Raw genomic sequence first — 21380 nt, 5'->3', positions numbered from 1 at the left:
GGCCGTGCAGCTCACTACCTGCCCGAGGCAGCAGCCGATTCGGCCGAGCCCTCCGATGTCGTCGGAACAGCCGTCGGGGCAGCAGCAGAAGCTGCCGCCGTCTGCTGCGTCGAATCGCGGAGCACCTTGATGGCCGCCGTAATCACGTTGTCGACCGGATAGATGTTGGCATAGAAGCCGTCATCCTCGAGCGCCGTATTGCGGCCGATGTAGGCACGTAGCTGCGCCTCGATGAGCCTTCGCGAGCGGGCGATGTCGCCGCGCCGCGGGGCAACCCCCTTGCGGGCGGCGTAGCGGACGAAATCCTCGACCAGGTTGCGGTCCGAGTCGAGCAGCGCCTTGAGCCCGTCGACGCTCCGCACGGCGTTAAGCGCGTCGCGGTGGCGGTCGGCATACTCAATCGTATAGCGGTAGAGGATGTTGCGCCCGGCCACCTCGACGTAGTAGGGGGTCACGTCGGTCGTATCGGCCGGGATGAAGATGTCGGGCATGATGCCGCCCCCGCCGTAGACCACCTTGCCGCCCGGCGTGATGCGCTTGAGCGAGTCGGCGAAGTGGATGCTGTCGGCCGTGAAGAACTCGTTGTTCTCGTAGCGGTGCCACAGGTCGGCCTCGTAATCCTCGCCGTCGCCGATGGTGTAGGGCTTCTGGATGGAGCGGCCCGTCGGCGTGTAGTAGCGGGCCGTGGTGAGCCGCAGCGCCGAGCCGTCGCTGTAGGGTATCTGCCGCTGGACGAGCCCCTTGCCGAAGGAGCGGCGGCCGAGGATGGTGGCCCGGTCGTTGTCCTGCAGCGCGCCAGCCAGAATCTCGCTCGACGAGGCGCTCCCCTCGTCGATGAGCAGCGCCACTTCCATATCCTGGGCGCGCCCCGTGCCGTCGGCATACTGGCGCAGCTGCTCGTGGTGGCGGTCCTCCGTGTAGACAATCAGCTGCCCCTTGTGGAGAAACTCGTTGGCCACCAGAATCGCTTGGTCGAGGAAGCCGCCCGAATTGCCGCGCAGGTCGAAAATCAGCTTGCGGACCCCCTCGCCGCGCAGCGTGTCGAGCGCCCGCGCCAGCTCCTCGTGGGTCGTCCGGGCGAACTGCCCCAGGCGGATGTAGCCGATGCCGTCGGCGATGCGGAAGGCCGACTCGACGCTTCGGATGGGTATCACGTCACGCACCACCTCGACCGGAACCAGGTCGGGAATCCCCTGCCGGCCCAGCCCCAGACGGACCTTCGTGCCGCGCGGACCGCGCAGCATCTTGACCACCTTCTGCTGCGGAATGCCGCGTCCGGCCACGAGCGAGTCGCCGATTTCGAGGATGCGGTCCCCGGCCCGCACCCCCGCCTTGTCGCTCGGACCGTGGGGGATGACGTTGAGCACGATGACCGTATCGGTGGCCATGTTGAAGACCACGCCGATGCCGTCGAACTCACCCTCGAGGGGCTCGTTGAGCGCCTGCATCTCCGAGGCGGGGATGTAGACCGAATGGGGGTCCAGTTCGCGCACGAGCAGCGGGATGACATGCTCGGCAAGCGAATCCATCGAGATGGAGTCGACGTACTGGTTCTCGATGAGCGAGAGCGTATAGGTGAGCTTGTTGTTGGGGAAGGCCATGTGGCTCAGCACCCCCTTGATGCGGGCTTCGACGCTGTTGCGCCCCATGAACTGACCCATGAGCAGCCCGAGCACCACCCCCGCGGCCAGCAGCAGCGGGAAAATCACGGTGCGTTTCGAATTCTTGTACATAGTTCTCAGATGCAAAGCCGCCCCCGCACGGTCGCACCGTCGGGAGCGGACTCCGGCCCTCGGGGCCGGAACTGCGGTTTTGGTATTACTGGTTACTTGTTCTTGAACGTATAGCTCAGACCGACACTCAGCAGCGTCTGCGTCTGCACGTCGACGTTCTGCGCCCGGTTGTAGTAGAGCTGGAATGTCAACGTTGTGGCGATGAATTTTGTTGCCTTGATTTCAATCGTATTTTCCCAGCGCACCGTCGGATGGATGGGCAGCACGGGTTTCTGCTTGGGGTCCTTGTTCTCCATGCCGTTCCAGGCGTCGTAGGCCCTCTTCCACGACGAGTAGTCGCTGATTTTGTTCTTCACGCCGATGTCGGATATCCAACCGTAGAAGGAGAAGAGCGTCGTGCGGTAGCGCAGGAAGCCGTTCTTGCCGAACGAGCGGTCGAAATCGAGCTGGATGGAGGAGCCGCCCTCGTACTTCGACGTGCGGTCGGGGTCAGCCAGACCGTAGGCCTCCCAGCCCTCCTTATCGTCCCACTTGTTATGGCGCACAATAGCGCTCTCTACGAAGACGGCACTTAGGGCAAAAGGCGAGATGTTAATCGAAATCGGGAACTTAGGCTGAGGACTCTTGTAAGTGATACCGAACGAGATGTCAAGATAGCCCGGCGCCATGAAGGTGCTCTTGCGATAATCCGACGTCTGCTGCGTACGCGAGATGTAGCCGTTGGCGAACTGGCTGCGGAACTTGAAAATCGAACCGTAGGACCAGTTCTTCGACATCTTGAACGAGGGGGCCACCGAGATGGCGAACTCGTCCTGGTTCTTGTACCAGACGCCGTTGCTGGTCGTATTGCCCTCGGCGTCGGTCGTCTCGACCTTCATCCGGTTGTAGCCGAACATGGCGTCGACGGTCGTCGTGATGGAGAAGAGGTTCTTCGTGAAGGTGTGGCGCAGGTAGAGCGACGCCATCAGCGCGATGGAGTTGTCACCGCCCGAGACGGCAATCCACGGGTCGTTGTAGGAGGAGAGCGTACCCTGGAGGCTCGAGCCTATTTCGAGGTAGTTGCGCTCCTTGCGGATGGCGGCCCGCTCGGCGCGGTAGCGTGCCCGGTTGAAGTAGGTCAGGTCGACCGACGTGGGCTTGAGCTCGTCGCGGAAGGTCACCTCCTCCTCTTCGGCATTCACCTCGTCAATCGATATCTGGGCGGCGGCCGGAAGGGCCAGGCCGAGGGCCGCGAGCAGCAACAACGGAGCAATGTATTTCATAATGAAGCAGTTGACTGAAACAATACCTTGCAAATTTAGGAATTTATTTGCAAATACATTAACTTTACGGCTGTTAATCGTCAACCAAACACCGCAAAAACGCAACCATGAAATACATCGGAGCACACGTCAGCGCCTCGGGCGGGCTGGAGAATGCCCCCCGCAACGCGCACCGCATCGGCGCCACGGCCTTTGCACTCTTCACCAAAAACCAGCGCCAGTGGATGGCCAAGCCCCTCACCGAGGCAGAAATAGCCTCGTTCCGCGCTGCCTGCGCCGAACTGGGCTACACCCCGGCGCAGATTCTGCCCCACGACTCCTACCTCATCAATCTGGGCCATCCCGAGCGCGAGGGGCTCGAGAAGTCGCGCGAGGCCTTCTTCGACGAGATGCGCCGCTGCGAGCAGCTGGGGCTCGACCGGCTGAACTTCCACCCCGGGAGCCACCTGCGCAAGGTGACCGAGGAGCAGAGCCTCGACCTGATTGCCGAGTCCATCAACATGGCGCTCGACCGCACGCACGGCGTGACGGCCGTCATCGAGAACACGGCGGGGCAGGGTTCCAACCTGGGCTACCGCTTCGAGCATCTGGCCTACATCATCGACCGCGTCGAGGACAAGTCGCGCGTGGGGGTCTGCATCGACACCTGCCACGCCTTCGCCGCGGGGTACGACCTGCGGACGGAGGAGGCGTGTGAGCGCACCTTCGCCGAACTGGAGCGCGTGGTGGGGTTCCGCTATCTGAAGGGGATGCATCTGAACGACGCGATGAAGCCGCTGGAGAGCCGCGTCGACCGCCACTCGCCGCTGGGCGAGGGGACGCTCGGCATCACCTGCTTCCGCTACATCGCCTCGGATGCCCGCTTCGACGGCATTCCGCTCATCCTCGAGACCCCCGACGAGGAGCGCTGGCCCGAGGAGATTGCCCTGCTCAAGGAGTTCGCCGCCGCGCGGTAGCGACGGGGGCCCGAAGGGGCACCGGCAGGCCCGAAGGAGCACCGGCAGGCCCGAAGGAGCACCGGCAGGCCGGAAAGGGAGCGCCCCGGGAAGGAGTAAAAAAGGGCATCGGACGGCAACAAAAGGGCCTCGAAGGAGTGCCGGCCGGGAAGGGAGCACCCCGCCCCGTGAAAAGGTGCGGAGAAGAACCGGGCCGGCCGATAGCGAAAGGGCCTCGAAGGAGTACCGGCCGGGAAGAGAGCGCCCCGCCCCGTGAAAAGGGGCGGAGAAGAACCGGGCCGGCCGATAGCGAAAGGGCCTCGAAGGAGTGCCGGCCGGGAAGAGAGCGCCCCGCCCCGGGAATGGAGCGGGGAGGACCGGTCGCCGGGCGATAGCAAAGAAGCGAGCAGGTGCCGGAGCAGAGGAGCAAGCAATCCCCGGAGCTGCACTGAGCCCCGGACGTCGGCCGCGACCATCCGGACCGGCAGCAAGGCTGCAAAAAGAAGCGGGAGCTTCGGACAATGTTCCGAAGCTCCCGCTTCTTTCCTCCTGCGCCGCAGCGCGTCACTACCGCTCCGACTGCCGCCCGGAGCTCTTCTCCGAGGGGGTCTCCGAGGGCTTCTTCCCGTCGGCCGCGCCCTCCGGCTCACCGGCCGACTGCTCCTCCGGAGTGGTCCAGCCGCCACCGAGCGCCTTGTAGAGATTCACCAGTGCCAGATGCTCGTCGCGCACGGCGTTGCTCACGCCAATCTGGGCGTCGAAATAACGCCGCTGGGCGTCGAGCACGTCGAGGTAGTTGATGCTGCCGGCCCGGTACTGCAGCTGCGCCAGGTCGACATACTTGCGGGCCGCATCGCGCAGGTTGGCCTTCAGCGTCGCCGAACTGCGGACGCTGCGGTAGGTCACCACGGCGTCGTTGACCTCCTTGAAGACCTCGAGCACCTTCTGCTCGTAGCCCAGCCGCGCCTGGTCGTAGGCCGCCACGGCGGCGCGGTAGCGCGCCTTCTTGCGCCCGAAGGCGAAGAGCGGTGCCGAGAGCGTCCCGGCCATGTAGGTGAAGGGCGCCTCGAAGAGGTGGTTGAAGTATCCGTCCTCAACGCCGCCCGTGAGGGTCAGCATCAGCCGCGGGAAGCGGTCGGCGTAGGCCACGCCCACGGCCGCCATCGACGCACGCAGCCGCTGCTCCGACGAACGCACGTCGGGACGCCGCTGGAGCAGCTCCGAGGGGAGCCCCACGGGGACCGTGTCGGAGAGCATCACCTCGGTATCCATGCCGCTGCGCACCACCTCCCAGTCGGGGTATTCGCCCATGAGCAGCGAGATGCTGTTCTCTGTGATTTCGATGCGCCGCTCCAGGTCGGGGATGAGCGCCGCCGTCGAGGCGTACTCCACCTTCGCCTGCTGGAAGACCGTCTCGGAGGTCAGCCCCCCCTCGAAGCGCAGCCGCGCCTGCTTGACCCCCTCGCTGCGGGTCTTGAGCGTCTGCCGCACGATGGTCAGCTCGTTGTCGAGCGCCACCAGATTGAAGTAGGCCGTGGCCACCTCGGCCACCAGCGTCATGCGCATCGCACGCTCGTCCTCGACCGTGGCCATGTATTCGGCACCCCCCTTGCGCTTGGCCCAGCGCAGGTTGCCCCACATGTCGAGCTCCCAGCTCACCGAGGCCTTCACGCCGATTTCGGGGTCGTTGATGAAGTTCTTGCCGTAGTAGTCGTTCGTCTCGCGGTTGGCATAGACCGGGGCACTGAACGAGGGCAGCCGCTCGGCCTTCTTCACGCGGTAGAGCTGGCGGTACTCCTCGACACGGGACGCGGCGGCCAGCATGTCCTTGTTGTTCTCGAGCGTCCGTTCGATGATGCGGCGCAGGGCCGGGTCGCCGTAGAACTCCCACCAGGCCAGGTCGGCCACCGTGAGCGAGTCGGCATCCCCCTCGGCAAGGGTCGAGGGGAGGTTCAGCTCGGGGCTCCGGCATTCGCGCACCGCCGAGCAGGAGGTGGCGGCGAGGGCCGTCAGAAGCAGAAGCAGAGCAAGTATCGTACGATGTTTCATTTTTTCAGCTTGGCTTTTAACCGGTATATCCAGACGAAGAAGAAGGGTACGTAGACGATGCCCACCGAGATGGCCACCAGCATGCCGAAGAAGACACCCGTACCGATGCCCTGACGGCTTGCCGAACCGGGACCCGAGGCGAAGACCAGCGGCAGCAGACCCAGGATGAAGGCCAGCGAGGTCATCACAATGGGGCGGAAGCGCAGCCGCGCGGCGGTGAGCGCCGCCGAGACCACGTCGCGACCCTTCTCGACCTCCTCCTTGGCGAACTCGACAATCAGGATGGCGTTCTTGGCCACCAGACCCACGAGCATCACCAGGCCAATCTGGAAGTAGATGTTGTTCTCCAGCCCGCAGAGCCAGATGCCCAGGTAGGCGCCGATACCGGCCACCGGCAGCGAGAGAATCACCGCCACGGGCACCGACCAGCTCTCGTACTGCGCCGCCAGGAAGAGGAAGACGAAGAGGAAGGCCAGCGCCAGCACCGTGCCGGTCTGTCCGCCCTCGTGCTTCTCCTGGTAGGAGAGGCCGCTCCACTCGACGCCGATGTTCGCCGGCAAATGCTCGCGCACGATGCGCTGCAGCACGTCCATCGCCTGGCCCGAACTGTAGCCGTGGGCCGCCTCGCCCGTGATGACCGCCGAGGTGAACATGTTGAAGCGCTTGATGGTGCCGGCACCCGTCGTGTAGTGGGTCGTGCCGAGCGCCGTGACGGGCACCATCTCACCCCCCGAGGCCCGCACGAAGAAGAGGTTCAGGTTGTCGCGCTGCGCACGGTAGGGCGCCTCGGCCTGGATGTAGACGCGGTAGATGCGGTTGAACATGTTGAAGTCGTTGACGTAAATCGAGCCCGTGAAGGCCTTCATCGTCGAGAAGATGTCCGACATCGGCACGCCGAGCATCTGCGCCTTGTCGCGGTCGACGTCGAAGTAGAGCTGCGGGATGTCGTTCTGCATCGACGAGGCGAGGCCCGTCAGTTCGGGGCGCCGCTCGGCGTAGTGCATCAGCGTGTCGACGGCCCGCTGCAGGTCGGCGTAGCCGGCATCGGAGCGCGCCTCGAGCACCATCTCGAAGCCGCCCGAGGTGCCGAGACCCGGAATCACCGGCGGCCGCGAGAGGTAGACCTTGCATTCGGGGTAGCGCTCAAACTCCTCGCGCACGCGCTCCATCACCTCGCTCACGTCCTCCGTCTCGCGCTCGTTCCACTCCTTGAGAATCACCGTCAGCTGGCTGCGCGCCTGGCTCGTACCCACGCGGGGGCTCGAACCGGTGACGTTGAGCACGTAGCGCACGTCGGGGTCCTTCATCAGGTAGCTCATCGCACGGTCGGTCACCTCGCGCGTACGCTCGATGGTTGCCGACTCGGGCAGCTCCAGCTCGACGGTGAAGTATCCCTGGTCCTCCTGGGGCATGAAGCTCTGAGGCACCAGCCGGTTCATCAGCCAGATGCCGACGAGCACGATGCCGAAGGCGGCGAACATCCGCCGCGAACGGGTCAGCGAGCGGCCAATCATCCGGCTGTAGAGGTTGTTGCCGCGGGCCAGGCCAAGGTTGATGAGGCGGAAGATGCGGGGCTTGCGGCCCTCGCCTTCGGGACGCAGGAAGAGCGAACACATCACGGGGCTGAGCGTCAGCGCCACGACGGTCGAGATGATGACCGAAACGGCAATCGTGATGGTGAACTGGCGGTAGAGCTGTCCGGTGATGCCCGAGAGGAAGCTCACGGGGACGAAGACGGCGCACAGCACGAGCGACATGGCCACCAGTGCGCCGCCGATGCCGCTCATCGCCTTCTTGGTCGCCTCGTAGGGCGAGAGGTGCTCCTCGTTCATGATGCGGTCGACGTTCTCGACCACCACAATCGCGTCGTCGACGACGATACCGATGGCCAGAATCAGACCCAGCAGCGTCTGCATGTTGAGCGAGAAGCCGAAGATGAGCATCACGCCGAAGGTACCGATGAGCGAGATGGGGACCGCCACGATGGGGATGAGCGTCGCGCGCCAGCTCTGCAGCGAGAGGAAGACCACCAGAATCACCAGCAGCAGCGCCTCGAAGAGCGTGCGGTAGACGTGGTGAATCGACTCGGCGATGTAGGTGGTCATGTCGAACGGTATCTCGTAGGAGATGCCTTCGGGGAAGTTGCGGCTGATTTCATCCATCGCCGCGCGCACCGACTCGGCCACCTCCATGGCGTTGGCGCCCGGCAGCATGTAGATGTCCAGCACGGCGGCGTTGTCGCTGTTGATGCCGCTCTCGGTCGAATAGGACTGCGCCTCGAGCGAGATGCGCGCCACGTCGCGCAGGCGGATGATAGAGCCGTCGGGGTTGGCCCGCACGACGATGTCCTCGAACTGGCTCACAGACGAGAGGCGTCCCTGCGCCGTGATGGGGGTCGTCACGTCGAGTCCCGACATGGGGGCCTGACCCAGCACGCCGGCGGCCGACTCGCGGTTCTGGTCCTTGAGGGCGTTCTGCAGGTCCTTGACCGTGATGCCGAGGGCGGCCAGACGGTCGGGCTGCACCCAAATCTGCATGGCATAGTAGCGGCTGCCGACGTTCGACACGCGGCCCACGCCCGGGATGCGGCGCAGCATGTCCAGCACGTTGAGCGTCGCGTAGTTCGAGAGGTAGATTTCGTCGAATTTCGGGTCGTTCGAGAGCAGCGTGATGGTCATCAGCTTGCTCGAGGCCTGCTTCTCGACCGAGATGCCGTTCTGCACCACCTCGGCCGGCAGGCGCGACTCGGCCTCCTTGATGCGGTTCTGGATGTCGACGGCCGCCAGGTCGGGGTTGGTCGAGATGTCGAAGGTCACCGTCACCGAGAAGCCGCCCGAGTTGGAGCTCGACGACTCCATGTATATCATGCCGGGCGTACCGTTGAGCTCCTGCTCGATGGGGGTGGCCACGGCCTGCGATACGGTCTGGGCGTCGGCTCCCGGATAGGAGGCCGAAATCTTCACCACGGGCGGGACAATCTGCGGGTACTGGTCGACGGGCAGCAGCGCAAGGCCGATGCAGCCGACGATTACGATGATGATGGAGAGCACCGTCGAGAAGACGGGCCTGTCGATAAAGAAGTCGCTTTTCATAGGCTCGTGTTCCTCCTCTTACTGTTCCGGCTCCGCCTCCTCGTCGCGCGTTCCGGTGCGCGAACCGGCCGCCACGGGCTCTACGCGCATGCCGTGCGAAAGTTTGTGATAGCCCTCGATGACGATGTCCTCGCGGGGGGCCAGACCGCGCTCGACGACGATGTTGTTGCCGATTTCGGGGCCCGTCTCGATGAAGCGCTTCTCGACCACGCTGTCGGGGCGCACCACGAAGATGTAGGCGCCGCCCTTCTCGATGACCACCGCCTTGGTGGGGACCACCACGGCGTCCTCACGCACGTCGAGCAGCAGCTTGACGGTGGTGAACTGGCCCGGCAGCAGGATGTGGTCGGGGTTGGCCATCTCGGCGCGCACGGAGAAGGTACCCGTCTGGGGGTCGACCTGCGGGTCGGCGAAGTCGACCAGACCGCGGTAGGGGTACTGCGAGCCGTCGGCCAGCGTCACCGTGATGTAGGGGTTCCACTTGCGGGCGGTATCCTTCTGGCCCAGGTTGACGTTGCGCTCCTTGCTGCGCAGGTAGTCGAGGGCCGTCATGCTGAAGTCGACGCGCACGGTGTCGCTCTTGACCACGGTGGCCAGCAGCGACTGTCCGCCGGGGCCGACCAGCGTACCGATGTCGACGTGGCGTTCGGAGATGTAGCCCGCGATGGGCGACTGCACGGTGGTGTAGCCGAGCGTCATCTCGGCCTGCGTGAGGTCGGCCTCGCAGACCACCACGTCGGCCGCGGCGCTCTCGTAGGTGGCCACCGCATTGTCCAGGTCGAGCTGGCTGGCGGCATTCTGCTCGTAGAGGGGGCGGATGCGGTCCAGGTCGCGCTTGGCCTTGGTCTCCAGCGCGCGGGCCTTGTTGAGCTGGGCGGCCGCCTTGTTGGCGCGGGCGCGGTAGAGGCGGGGGTCGATGACGAAGAGCGTCTGTCCCTTCTGGATGTAGGTACCCTCGGCGAAGAGCATCTTTTCGAGGTAGCCCTCGACGCGGGCGCGGATTTCGACGAACTGCTGGGCGCGGATGCGACCCACGTATTCGCCGTAGATGTTGACATCCTGGGTCGTGACGGGCTCGACCTCCACCACGGGCAGCACCACGATTTCGGGGCGCGGCCGCAGCCAGAGCCAGAGCAGGCCGCCCGCCACCAGCAGCAGGAGCACGCCGCCCGCAATCTGCTGCCGGCGGCTCAGATGTATCTGCACGCGGGGAATCCGGGCAAACGCCCGCTTTACGAAATCGGGGGTCCAGCGTACGACACCCGACTTGATTCGTTCGAAAATCCGTTCGAGATTCATATAGATGAGACTTCAGTTTCTTCTAAAAAAACAAGTGTTCCTTAAGGTCCAAAATCCATGCCGGCCGGGCCGCATCCGCCGCAAGGCGCTCTCGGGCAGCCTTCTGGGCCGCATCCGGGCGACACCCCGAGGGTGGGGAGCGCGCCACACCTCCGTGGAAAAATTCCACATCCGCGCACCAACCGGGCGGCCGGGCGGAGTTCTTCTACCCCTGCCTCCGAGGTCTTTCTCCGGCGGCCGGGCGGAGTCCTTCCACCCCTGCGTCCAGGCCTTCTTCAGGCGCCTCAACACGACAACCGTACGGAGCCTTTTACCGGACGGCCGGGAAGGCGGCCGGAGGCTCTCCGGCACCCCGTTCCGATGCCGTGCGGAGGGGGCTGCGCAGAGCCGGCGCGACGACGAAGCCGCAAAGGTAGGAAATAATCCCAAAAAAATCTAATTATCAAACACAACGGGCGAACGATTTCGCCAAAAAACCGAACCTCCGCCCTCCAAGGCTCCGCAACCGCCCTGCGGCAGCCTCCGGGAAGAGACAAAACGAACACTTCTCCGCCCCCACTTCTGCAGGCTCAGCCCGCCCCCGGGCGGCGGGGCAGAGGTGCGGTGAGGTGGCGCGTCGGCGGACCGGTGAGGCGGCGCGTCGGCGGGCAGCAATCAGCAGGCCGGCAATCGGCAGGCCGGCATGCCACGACCTGGCGAATCAAACACTCCGGCCGGCGGGGCAGCAGAGCGGTGAGGCGGCGCGTCGGCGGGCCGGCATGACACGACGGGCAAATCAAACACTCCGGCCGGCACGTCTGCGGACCGGCGAGGCGGCGCGTCTACGGGCAGCAATCGGCGGGCCAGCGAGCCGGCGTATCAGAAAGCCGGCGGGTCAGCGGGCCATGGCGTGGCGGTAGCCGTCGACCTTATTCCAGTCGCCCCGCGTGAAGTCGGGCACGGCCACCGGCATGCTGTTCCGCTCGAGCGAGGCGGCCGTCAGCGCCCCGATGCAGGACCACTCGGCCGCATCGTAGACATCCTGGTCGAGCGGAAGCCCGTGGCGCAGACAGTAGACCAGCCGGTAGTCCATGATGAAGTCCATGCCGCCGTGGCCCCCCACCTGCTTCGCCTTCCCGGCGATTTCGGCCGCTATGGGGTGCTCGTAGCGCCGCATGAGCGCCTCGCGCGCCGCATCGGGCAGGAACGCGTGTTCGCTCAGGTTCTCAAGGTCGGGAACCCCCGCCCCGAAGAGCTGCGCCGGACGGAAGGCGTACCCCTCGACGGGATACTTGCTCGCATAGCCCTCGCTCCCCGTGACGGAGTACATGCGGCTGTAGGGACGCGGCGTGTAGACGTTGTGCTGGAGGTGGATGACGCGGCCGCGCTCGGTCCTGATGAGCGTCAGCGTGTGGTCGCCGTTGGCGAACGAGTCGGCACCCGTCTTTTCGCGGGCCAGTTTGAGGCCGTTGACCGAGGGGGTGTCCATCGCCACCAGGTAGCGCATGCGGTCGCCGCGGTGGATGTCGAAGAGCTGGCAGACGGGCCCCAGTCCGTGGGTGGCGTAGACGTCGCCGCGGTGGGTGCGGTTGAATTCGAGGCGCCAGTTGCCCTGATAGTAGTCCCAGAAGGGTTCGAGGTTGTGGATGTAGGCCCCCTCGGCCTCGAGCAGCTCGCCGAAGAGCCCGTGCTGCGCCATGTTGAGCGTCGTGAGCTCGAAGAAGTCATAGACGCAGTTCTCGAGCATCATGCAGTGGCGCTGCCGCTTCTCGGCCGTGTTGACCAGCTGCCAGCACTCCTCGAGCGACGTGGCGGCCGGCACCTCGACGGCCACATGCTTGCCCTGCTCCATGGCGTAGACCGCCATCGGGACGTGGAGCTGCCACGGCGTGCAGATGTAGACCAGGTCGATGTCGTCGCGCCGGCAGAGCTCCTTCCACCCCTCCTCGCCGCTGTATTCGGCCGCGGCGGGGAGCCCCCGCTTCGCAAGAATCCGCTGCGCGGAGGCCACCCGCTCGGGGTAGAGGTCGCACAGGGCGACAATCCGCACGCTGTCCAGATGGGTGAAGCGCTCGACGGCCCCCGGCCCGCGCATGCCCAGACCGATGAACCCCACCCGCACCACGGGGATGGGCTCCACCGCCAGACCGAGCACCGACTGCTGGCCCGGCTCGCGGGGCGGCGTGTCGAAGACGAGCACCCCCTCCTCGATACGGTACCCTTCGTGCGGCGACGTGCAGCCGCTCAGGGCAAGCAGCGCGCAAAGCACCAGCCCCATCCATGCGAAGTTCTTCATAGGCAAGAGTTTTTGGTTGTCGTTATGATACAAAAATAGGGATTATTTTGAAATTCTCGGTTGCTTTGACTACTTTTGTGCTCGTTAAAACGACACACATGCTCCGAAAATTCGCGGCGGCAATTCTCTCCGCACTCCTCCTCTCGACGGGATGGCTCGGCATGACGGGCCTCACGCTGCTGGTGGCTTTCGTCCCGCTGCTCTGGCTCAGCGCCGAGCGCGACGGCTCGCGCCGCGCCTGGTGGGGCATGTTCGGCTGGGCGCTGCTCACCTTCGTGCTCTGGAATGCGATGACCGTCTGGTGGATTTGGAACGCCACGCCGGTGGGCCCCATCGCCGCAACGCTCGCCTCGACATTCCTCAACATGCTCGCCTTCATGGCCTTCCACACCGTCTCGAAACGGGCGCCGAAGGCACTGGCCTACACGCTGCTCGTCGCCGGGTGGCTCACCACCGAATACTGGTACACGACCGGAGAGTTCTCGTGGCCGTGGCTCATCCTGGGCAACGGCTTCTCGCACGACATCCGCCTGGTGCAGTGGTACGAATACACGGGCGTCTTCGGAGGCTCGCTCTGGGTGCTGCTCGTCAACATCCTCCTCTTCGAGACGCTGCGCAGCCCCTCGCGCCGGCGGGCGCTCACGACGGCCGCCGCCGTGCTCCTGCCGATGCTCCTCTCGCTGGGGCTCTATGCGGGCTACGAGGAGCCCGAGGCCCGGGCGCGCGTGACGCTCGTGCAGCCCAACGTCGACTGCTACGACAAGTTTGCCGCCGGCACCGAACGGCAGCAGATGGAGAACCTGCTCGAACTGGCGGGCGAGGCTCCCGCCGATGCCGACTACATCCTGCTGCCCGAGACCGCCGTGCCGGGCTACTGGTGGGAGTCGTCGCTCCGTGCATCCGACCCCGTGCAGCGCTTCGCCGCGCTGCTGCGCGAGCGGCAGTCGGGGGCGATGCTCATCACGGGGGCCAACACGCTGCGCCACTACCCCGCCGGGACGCAGTCCGAGACGGCGCGGCCCTACGAGGGTGGCGGCTACATCGACATCTACAACACGGCGCTGGGGATTGACTCGACGGGCGGCGTGCAGCTTCACCACAAGGGACGGCTGGTCATCGGCGTGGAGAACACCCCCACGTGGGTCTTCGACGTGCTGAAGTTCCTGGTCATCGACCTGGGGGGCACGCTGGGGCAAATCGGCATCGGACGGCCGGGCCCCGTCTTCGAACACAACGGCCTGCGGACGGCCGCCCCCATCTGCTACGAGGGGCTCTACGGTGACTTCTGCGGCGAGTTCGTCCGCCACGGAGCCCGGGCGTTCTTCATCATCTCGAACGACGGCTGGTGGGGCGACACGCCCGGCTACCGCCACCTGTTCACCATCTCGCGGCTGCGCGCCATCGAGCACCGCCGCGCCGTGGCCCGCGCGGCCAACACCGGCATGTCGGGCTTCATCACGGCGCGGGGCGACATCGGGCGGACCCTCGGCTGGCAGGAGCGCGGAACGCTCACCGACGAGGTGGCGCTCGACGACCGCCTCACCTTCTACACCCGCTACGGCGACTACATCGCCCGCATCGCCCAATACGTGGCGCTGCTCTGCGTGCTCTATTACGTCGCCTACCGCGTCCGCAAACGCAACTACCTCGTAGACTGAGGCTGCACCACACGACAAATCTCTCCCGAAACGATATGAACTATTCCCAAACGCTCGAATTTCTCTTTTCGTCGCTACCGGCCTACGAGACCGCAGGAGCGACGGCCTACAAGCCGGGGCTGGAACGCATCGCGGCCTTCTGCCGCCATCTGGGCAACCCCCAGCGCAACTTCTTCACCATCCACGTGGCCGGAACCAACGGCAAGGGCTCCGTCTCGCACATCATCGCCTCGGTGCTCCAGCAGGCGGGCTACCGCACGGGACTCTTCACCTCGCCCCACCTGCAGGACTTCCGCGAACGCATCCGCGTCGACGGCGAGATGATTCCCAAGCAGAAGGTGGTCAACTTCGTCGACAAGCACCACGACCGCATGGTCGAACTGGGGCTCTCGTTCTTCGAGATGACCGCCGCGCTGGCCTTCGACTACTTCGCGCAGAGCGACGTCGAGGTGGCCGTCATCGAGACGGGGCTCGGCGGACGGCTCGACGCCACGAACATCATCGTGCCGATTCTGAGCATCATCACCAACATCGGCATGGAGCATACGGCGCTGCTGGGCGACACCCCCAAGAAGATTGCCGCCGAGAAGGCCGGCATCATCAAGAAGAGCATCCCCGTCATCATCGGCGAGCACGACGAGCGGTGCGACCCCGTCTTTGCCGAGGTGGCTGCCGCCAACAAGTCGAAGCTGCTCCACGCCGAGGAGCTCTTCACCTGCACGGGTCAGGAGCCGGCCGGCGAACGGCAGCTCTTCCACCTCCACCGCACGCGCGACAACCACGACTTCGAGTTGCTGCTCGACCTGGCGGGCGACTACCAGCGCCACAACATCATCACGGCCACGGCGGCCATCGACTTCCTCCACCAGGAGACGCCGCTGACCATCAGCCGCCGCGCCTTCCTCGAGGGGACGCGCGACGCCGCGGCCCACACCTCGTTGCGCGGCCGCTGGCAGAAGCTCGGCGAGAAGCCGCTCGTCATCTGCGACACGAGCCACAACGCCCACGGCATGGCCTATGTGGGCGAGCAGCTGCGCCGTCAGAGCCGCGACTACGCCCACCTCTACTGCGTGCTGGGCGTGGTGAACGACAAGGACCTGGCCCACATGTTCCCGCTGCTGCCCGCCGACGCACACTACATCTTCACGCAGGCGAAGACCCACCGGGCGATTCCGGCTGCGGAGCTGGCCGAGCGCGCCGCCGCATTCGGACTGCAGGGTGAGGTGGTGGCCGACGTCCAGCAGGCCGTAGCCCGCGCCCGCGAGCTGGCCGGTCCCGACGACATGATTTTCATCGGAGGCAGCACCTACGTGGTCGGCGAGGCACTCTGAGGCTGCGCCCCGATTCTGACGGGGCCGCACCGCAGAGGATACAACCCGGTTCCGGCGGGGCCATTCGTCGAGGATGCAACCCTATTCCGACGGGGCCGACGACAAAGCTGCAACCCGCTGACAATCACGCATCGCTGAGCATTATACGCCACTGAAACCACGCGCCGCGGACAGCTATACTCCGCGGACAACTGATAACAATTATGCGCCGCCCTGCACATGCAGAGCGGCGCATTTTTCATTCGTCGAGGGGCAACCTCCTCCGGCCGAGGCCAATCGGGAAAGACAAAACGAGCCGAGGGAAACCGGGAAGAATAGCCGGGACGCCGAGCGCGTAAAACTTTTTTGCGGATACAAAGCAGATGCGACCTTCCTCAGCCGAACCACCTGCGGACAAAACGCAGACAGGACACACGCTGCCGGAAGCTGCCGCAGACAACTGCTGGCCTCACCACCGCCGGAACGGCTGCGGAGCAAAGGCGGACAGAACGCCCTTTGCCGGAACACACACGGAGACAGAAGGGATGCCCCACCGTGGGGTTCGCCTCACAGCCTGGCGGCGTCGGAGCGCAGTCCAACGCCCGTTCCGTCCGGCTTTGGTTCCGGCCCACATCATCGTGAAACCCGGCACAAGAACCGACAGGGTCGGAAGACACCCGGCAGTACCGGAACGCAACACTCCATCACGTTCCAGCCCCAGCCCCGTTCCCTGTTTCGCACCCCAGTTCCGGTCTCCAGCTCCGCCCCCCCGGCCCCGTCCGGCCTCAGGCCTGACCCATCTTGGGACCCGACTCGGGAACCGACTGCGGCCGGGGAATCTCGATTTTCCCCACGTTGCTCTCGTAGCGGACAATGTTGTCCTGCAGCGAGAGGAGCAGCCGCTTGGCATGCTCGGGGGTGAGGATGATGCGGCTCTTCACCCGCGCCTTCTGCAGACCGGGGAGCATCGTCGCAAAATCGAGGATAAATTCCGAAGTGGAGTGGGATATGATAACCAGATTGGAGTAGTTGCCCTGCGCCACCGCCTCGTCGAGTTCGATGTCGAGGCCGAATTGTTTCATCTCTGCCATACTACACGGTTTTTTACAAAAATAGCCGATTTCCCGCTTTTTGAGGCAAATTTTCCGCCAAAGTTTTCGATAAATTATCAACAGCGAGACCCTTTGCAACAGCCTCCCGAGCCGTTATCGTCCGGACGGGGTCTCCGCACCGGCGGCGTGTGCCGATTCGTAGCGGCGACGGTGGGAGACAATCTCCTCCATGTGCGCCAGAGCCCACTGCGTGAGCTGGGCAATCAGCGGCACGAGCGACTGCCCCGAGGCGGTCAGCCGGTACTCCACACGCGGCGGCACGACCGGGTAGACCTGCCGGTCGACCAGCCCGTCGGCCTCGAGCATGCGGAGCGTCCCCGACAGCACCCGCGACGAGACGTCGGGAATCAGCCGGCTCAGTTCGTTGAAGCGCAGCACGCCGTTCTCGTCGAGCAGCAGGATGACGAGCAGCGACCACTTGTTGCCGAAGCGGGCGACGATGTTGCGCACGGGGCAGAGCTCGACCAGCGAATTTTTCGCCCGAGGCGCCCTCTTTTCCGCGTTTTTTGACGTTTTGCCCATACGATATGCAAAATAAAGTTACTCTCTTTTGCAAAGTAACTATAAAAACGACAGACCGGCAACAAGAACGGAGATTTTTTTTGCATTTTTTTCGGTTCCGCAAAGCGGTCATTTTCAGCAAAACCGAGCGAAAGGTTACCGGGTTACCTGCGTGTAACTTCTTGACAAACAGCATGGGGATACACTATCTTTGCACACGGATTCCGACGAAACGACCGGTCGTTTTCCGAAGAGGAAGGCGCCCGGAAAGAGAGCATCGGGGAGGAGCCGGGGAGAGCCGGAGCGAACCGGGAAGCCACCGGGAGCCACCGGGAGCCAAACCGGAGGCGCCGACAGGAAGGACCGGAAAGCAGCCGGAGAAGGGCCGCCGGGAGAGCCGGGAAACAACCGGAGCAAACCGGCGCCTTGAAAGAACGACGGGAGACATCGGGCAATAACGGGACGCCATCCGAAAACGACGGAGCTGCTCCGCACCGGGGTCCGGCATCACGAACGAACAAAACCACACAAAAAAATACGACTATGAAACAGATGGAAAAGATTGCGGCGGGCGAACACTTCACCGCCGTCGATGCAGGCAAGATGGCCCAACTGGGCGAATACCGGCTGCAGCTGGCTCCGGGCGTCGAGCTGCCGGGCAAGGTTTTCGGAGGTGCTGCCGTAGGGGCCACGGGCGCCGAGTTCTCCTTCCAGAGCTTTGCTCCCGGCACCGAGACCGGCTTCCTGCACACGCACCGCACCCACGAGGAGCTCTACTTCTTCCTGAGCGGACGGGGCGAGTTCCAGGTCGACGGCAAGTGCTTCACCGTAGGCGAAGGGAGCGTGGTACGCGTGGCGCCGGAGGGACGCCGCTCGGTCCGCAACAACGGCAGCGAGCCGCTGGTGATGCTCTGCGTCCAGTACCGCGGCGGCACCTTCACGGCCGAGGATGCCACCGACGGCAACATCCTCCAGGAGCCCGTACGCTGGTAACCGACCGCCGGGTAGCCGTGCCGCCACACTCCGGCGGCACGAAACCGGGCAGCGCGGCAGCACAACAACCGGCCAGCCTGCGCGCGGCAACACAGAGCCGACGGCGCGGCAGAACAATAATCGACCACACCTTCCCCGACGGCGCAAAGCCGGGCGGAATGGCAGTACGAAGGCGGAAAGTCCGCACTGCCCGCCTCCCGAACATATGCCAAAAGGCCGGGCGAAGGCGTCCGGCAAGGGTGCAGAAATCCGACAACCGTTAGCAGCGGTTGCCGGATTTTTTTGCGGGTCGCGAAAGGCACCGTCCCTCTCCGGCAACAGCCCCCGGCACAAGATGTATCGTGAGCGGCCAAACACACCGCACCATGCACTGCCGGCAGCCCGGCACCTCCGCGCCCGACCGCACCGCAACCTCACCGCAACCTCACCGCCAGCCGCCTCCGCCGCTTTGCTGTCCGTTTCGGCGAAAAACTCCGCCGGCCGTAGGCCGCATCACTTTTTTTGCCTATCTTTGCTCCCTAAAACCCGATGAACGGACATGGGATTCGAGATTATTGAAGTTTTGTTCCGAGGCATCTGCGTCGGCATCGCCGCCTCCATCACCGTCGGCCCCGTCGCCGTACTCTGCATCCAGCGCACGCTCTCGAAGAGCCGCCGCTCAGGTATCGTATCGGGCATCGGCGTGGCCTGCGCCGACAGCTTCATGGCCATCGTCGCCTTCTTCTTCTACTCCATGCTGCAGACCCAAATCGAGCAGTACAACACCCTGCTGCGGGTCATCGGCGGCATCTTCGTGGTGGTGGTCGGCGTCTACATCTTCGCCCAGAACCCCGTGCCGCAGATTCGCCGCAACCGCGTCGGGCGGAGCAGCCTGTGGCAGGACTTCGCCTCGATTTTCGGCATCACCATCGCCAACTTCATCATGGTGATTCCCTACATCCTGGCCTTCTTCGCCGCCTTCAAGGTCTCGAGCAGCGACGTGGGCGGCAACGACGTGGCGGGCATCTCGCGCGCGATTTTCGTCATCTTCGGCTTCTTCTGCGGCGCCTGCGCCTGGTGGACGCTGCTGGCCTGCGTCATCAACCTCTTCCGCCGCCGCTTCCGTCCGCGCCACATGCTCACCATCAACCACGTGGCCGGCCTCATCATCGGTCTGCTGGGCATCTACACGATTCTATCCACCTTTTTTGACATATTCCCCAATGTCGGACACTGAACAGAAAATCATAATCGCCGTCGACGGCTTCTCGTCGTGCGGCAAGAGCACCTTCGCCAAGGCCATTGCCCGCCGTCTGGGCTACATCTTCATCGACACGGGCGCCATGTACCGTGCCGTGACGCTCTATGCGCTTGAGCACGGGGCCATCCGCTCGGGTATGGTCGACGAGGAGGCGGTGGTCGGGCTGCTCGACCGCATCTCCATCACCTTCCGCTTCAACCCCGACCGCGGGGCGAGCGACATCTACGTCAACGGCGACCTGGTCGAGGGCAAAATCCGCACCATCGAGGTCTCGAACTGCGTGAGCCGCGTGAGCGCCATCCCCGCCGTGCGTCACAAGCTGGTGGCCATGCAGCAGGAGATGGGACGCCGCAAGGGGGTGGTCATGGACGGCCGCGACATCGGCACGGTGGTCTTCCCCCACGCCGAGATGAAGCTCTTCATGACGGCCGACCCCCACGTGCGCGCCCTGCGCCGCTACGAGGAGCTGCGCGCGAAGGGCGACAACGTCACGCTCGAGGAGATTGAGCAGAACGTCCGCTCGCGCGACAAGGCCGACATGAGCCGCGCCGTCTCGCCGCTGCGCCAGGCCGAAGATGCCATCGTGCTGGACAACAGCCACATGACCGTCGACGAACAGATGGATTGGTTCATGGAGCAGCTCCGCCAACTGCGCGAACGCATGCGTGCGCAGGAGGGCAGGCAGACGGAGCAGCAGCAATAGCCGGAGGCCCGCCGCGGGGCCGAGGGGGACGTAGAACCAAGAAACCGAGGGGCCGTGGAACCAAGGGACCGTGGAACCAAGGGACCGAAGGACCATAGAACCGAGGAACCGCAGGGCCGCGGACATCGGCGAAGGCTTCGGGGAAGAGGTTCCGGAAAACCGTCCCGGAAAACAGCCGCCGGGAAAGCCCGGGGCTCCCTGAAGGAACCCGGGAAGAGCCCCTCCGGCAAGGGGCAAAAAAATGCTGACGAAAGATGAACATCGAAATCGACGATAAATCGGGCTTCTGCTTCGGCGTGGTCCGGGCCATCACGGAGGCCGAGAAGGCCCTCGCCGGAGGCGGCCGCGTCTATTCGCTAGGCGACATCGTACACAACCGCATCGAGGTGCAGCGCCTCGAGCAGCTGGGGCTGCGGACCGTCACCCACGAGGAGATGCCCCGTCTCGAGGGCAAGCGCCTCTTCATCCGTGCCCACGGCGAGCCGCCGACCACCTACCGCGAGGCGCAGCGGCTGGGCATCGAGCTTATCGACGCCACCTGCCCCGTAGTGGCGCGGCTGCAGGAGCGCGTCGTGCGCGCCCACGAGAAGATGCGCCCCGTGGGGGGCCAGGTGGTCATCCTCGGCAAGCGGGGCCACGCCGAGGTGGTGGGGCTCACCGGCCAGGTCGAGGAGCCCACGACGGTCATCGAACGCGAGGAGGACCTCGACCAGCTCGACTTCACGCGGCCCATCATCTTCCTCTCGCAGACCACCCAGAGCATCGCCCTCTTCGAGCATCTGGCCGCCGAGATGCGCCGCCGCGCCGCCGACCCCGGCCGTGTGGAGGTCATCGACACCATCTGCCGCCAGGTCTCGAACCGCGAGCAGCATCTCGAGGCCTTCGCCCGCCGCTTCGACGTGGTGCTCTTCGTCTGCGGCCGCAAATCGTCCAACGGCAAGGTGCTCTACGAGGTGTGCCGCAGCGCCAACCCCCGCACCCACACCATCGAGGAGGCCTCCGAAATCCGCCCCGAGTGGCTCGCCGGAGCCGCCTCGGTAGGCATCTGCGGTGCCACGTCGACCCCCCGCTGGCTCATGCAGCAGGTGGCCGGGGCCGTCGGTCAGCTCGCCGCCGGACAAGAGAAGGGCGCCGGACAAGAACAAGAAAAGGCCGCCTCAGCGGCTGCGGAGCACGGAGGCTCCGGGGAGGCATAGCCGCCGGCCGCCGCAACATCCG

15 protein-coding genes are annotated in these 21380 nt (G+C 64.9%); 7 read left to right on the top strand and 8 right to left on the bottom strand.

Annotated elements, in window-relative coordinates; translation table 11 throughout:
• Window positions 1-14 precede the first annotated feature (14 nt).
• Together C8267_RS09985 and C8267_RS09980 are read right to left on the bottom strand one after the other, a co-directional pair.
• Window positions 15-1733: a S41 family peptidase gene (locus tag C8267_RS09985; protein ID WP_106634514.1), complete on the bottom strand. Its 1719-nt coding sequence runs from the start codon at window positions 1731-1733 to the stop codon at window positions 15-17.
• A gap of 92 nt (window positions 1734-1825) precedes the next feature.
• Entirely contained in the window at window positions 1826-2995 is a 1170-nt protein-coding gene (locus tag C8267_RS09980; RefSeq protein WP_106634513.1) for a DUF3078 domain-containing protein, read from the bottom strand.
• A 107-nt stretch (window positions 2996-3102) separates the two neighbouring features.
• Here C8267_RS09980 and nfo point away from each other — a divergent pair, with 107 nt between their 5' ends.
• Window positions 3103-3951: a deoxyribonuclease IV gene (nfo, locus tag C8267_RS09975; RefSeq protein WP_087362063.1), complete on the top strand. Its 849-nt coding sequence runs from the start codon at window positions 3103-3105 to the stop codon at window positions 3949-3951.
• A gap of 546 nt (window positions 3952-4497) precedes the next feature.
• Here nfo and C8267_RS09970 read toward each other — a convergent pair.
• From C8267_RS09970 to C8267_RS09955, 4 genes are all read right to left on the bottom strand, one after another.
• Window positions 4498-5979, bottom strand: a complete 1482-nt coding sequence (locus C8267_RS09970) for an efflux transporter outer membrane subunit (protein WP_106634512.1) — start codon at window positions 5977-5979, stop codon at window positions 4498-4500.
• A complete protein-coding gene (locus C8267_RS09965; RefSeq protein ID WP_106634511.1) occupies window positions 5976-9071 on the bottom strand; it encodes an efflux RND transporter permease subunit in 3096 nt (1031 codons plus the stop codon). Before C8267_RS09965 ends, C8267_RS09970 begins: the two co-directional genes overlap by 4 nt.
• A gap of 18 nt (window positions 9072-9089) precedes the next feature.
• Window positions 9090-10370, bottom strand: coding sequence for an efflux RND transporter periplasmic adaptor subunit (locus C8267_RS09960; RefSeq protein ID WP_106634510.1), 1281 nt, complete (start codon window positions 10368-10370; stop codon window positions 9090-9092).
• A gap of 874 nt (window positions 10371-11244) precedes the next feature.
• Window positions 11245-12645, bottom strand: coding sequence for a Gfo/Idh/MocA family protein (locus C8267_RS09955; RefSeq protein ID WP_106634509.1), 1401 nt, complete (start codon window positions 12643-12645; stop codon window positions 11245-11247).
• Between the two features lie 98 nt (window positions 12646-12743).
• Here C8267_RS09955 and lnt point away from each other — a divergent pair, with 98 nt between their 5' ends.
• The gene (gene lnt / locus C8267_RS09950) at window positions 12744-14303 is read left to right on the top strand and encodes an apolipoprotein N-acyltransferase (protein WP_106634508.1); all 1560 of its coding nucleotides are present in this window, start codon (window positions 12744-12746) and stop codon (window positions 14301-14303) included.
• Window positions 14304-14338: 35 nt separating this feature from the next.
• A complete protein-coding gene (locus C8267_RS09945) occupies window positions 14339-15634 on the top strand; it encodes a bifunctional folylpolyglutamate synthase/dihydrofolate synthase (RefSeq protein ID WP_106634507.1) in 1296 nt (431 codons plus the stop codon).
• A 764-nt stretch (window positions 15635-16398) separates the two neighbouring features.
• On the opposite strand, the gene C8267_RS09940 is transcribed toward C8267_RS09945, so the two are convergent.
• Together C8267_RS09940 and C8267_RS09935 are read right to left on the bottom strand one after the other, a co-directional pair.
• Window positions 16399-16704: a DUF3467 domain-containing protein gene (locus tag C8267_RS09940; protein ID WP_087362070.1), complete on the bottom strand. Its 306-nt coding sequence runs from the start codon at window positions 16702-16704 to the stop codon at window positions 16399-16401.
• A gap of 114 nt (window positions 16705-16818) precedes the next feature.
• Complete coding sequence (locus C8267_RS09935) at window positions 16819-17247, bottom strand: winged helix-turn-helix transcriptional regulator (protein WP_087362071.1); 429 nt, start codon at window positions 17245-17247, stop codon at window positions 16819-16821.
• Between the two features lie 522 nt (window positions 17248-17769).
• Between C8267_RS09935 and C8267_RS09930 the strand changes: the two genes are divergently transcribed.
• The 4 genes from C8267_RS09930 (at window position 17770) to C8267_RS09915 (ending at window position 21358) form a co-directional block, all read left to right on the top strand.
• Entirely contained in the window at window positions 17770-18219 is a 450-nt protein-coding gene (locus tag C8267_RS09930) for a cupin domain-containing protein (RefSeq protein ID WP_106634506.1), read from the top strand.
• A 538-nt stretch (window positions 18220-18757) separates the two neighbouring features.
• Window positions 18758-19435, top strand: a complete 678-nt coding sequence (locus tag C8267_RS09925) for a LysE family translocator (RefSeq protein ID WP_087362073.1) — start codon at window positions 18758-18760, stop codon at window positions 19433-19435.
• Window positions 19422-20162 (top strand): (d)CMP kinase, encoded by a 741-nt coding sequence (gene cmk, locus C8267_RS09920; protein WP_106634505.1) that lies wholly within the window; start codon window positions 19422-19424, stop codon window positions 20160-20162. Before C8267_RS09925 ends, cmk begins: the two co-directional genes overlap by 14 nt.
• 254 nt (window positions 20163-20416) lie before the next feature.
• Window positions 20417-21358: a 4-hydroxy-3-methylbut-2-enyl diphosphate reductase gene (locus C8267_RS09915; protein ID WP_106634504.1), complete on the top strand. Its 942-nt coding sequence runs from the start codon at window positions 20417-20419 to the stop codon at window positions 21356-21358.
• Window positions 21359-21380 lie beyond the last annotated feature (22 nt).

The organism is Alistipes sp. Marseille-P5061 (assembly GCF_900290115.1).
In the GTDB taxonomy this organism is placed as follows: domain Bacteria; phylum Bacteroidota; class Bacteroidia; order Bacteroidales; family Rikenellaceae; genus Alistipes; species Alistipes excrementigallinarum.
Note: the sequence above shows the minus strand (reverse complement) of the source record. Positions and strands in the feature narration are given on the sequence as shown.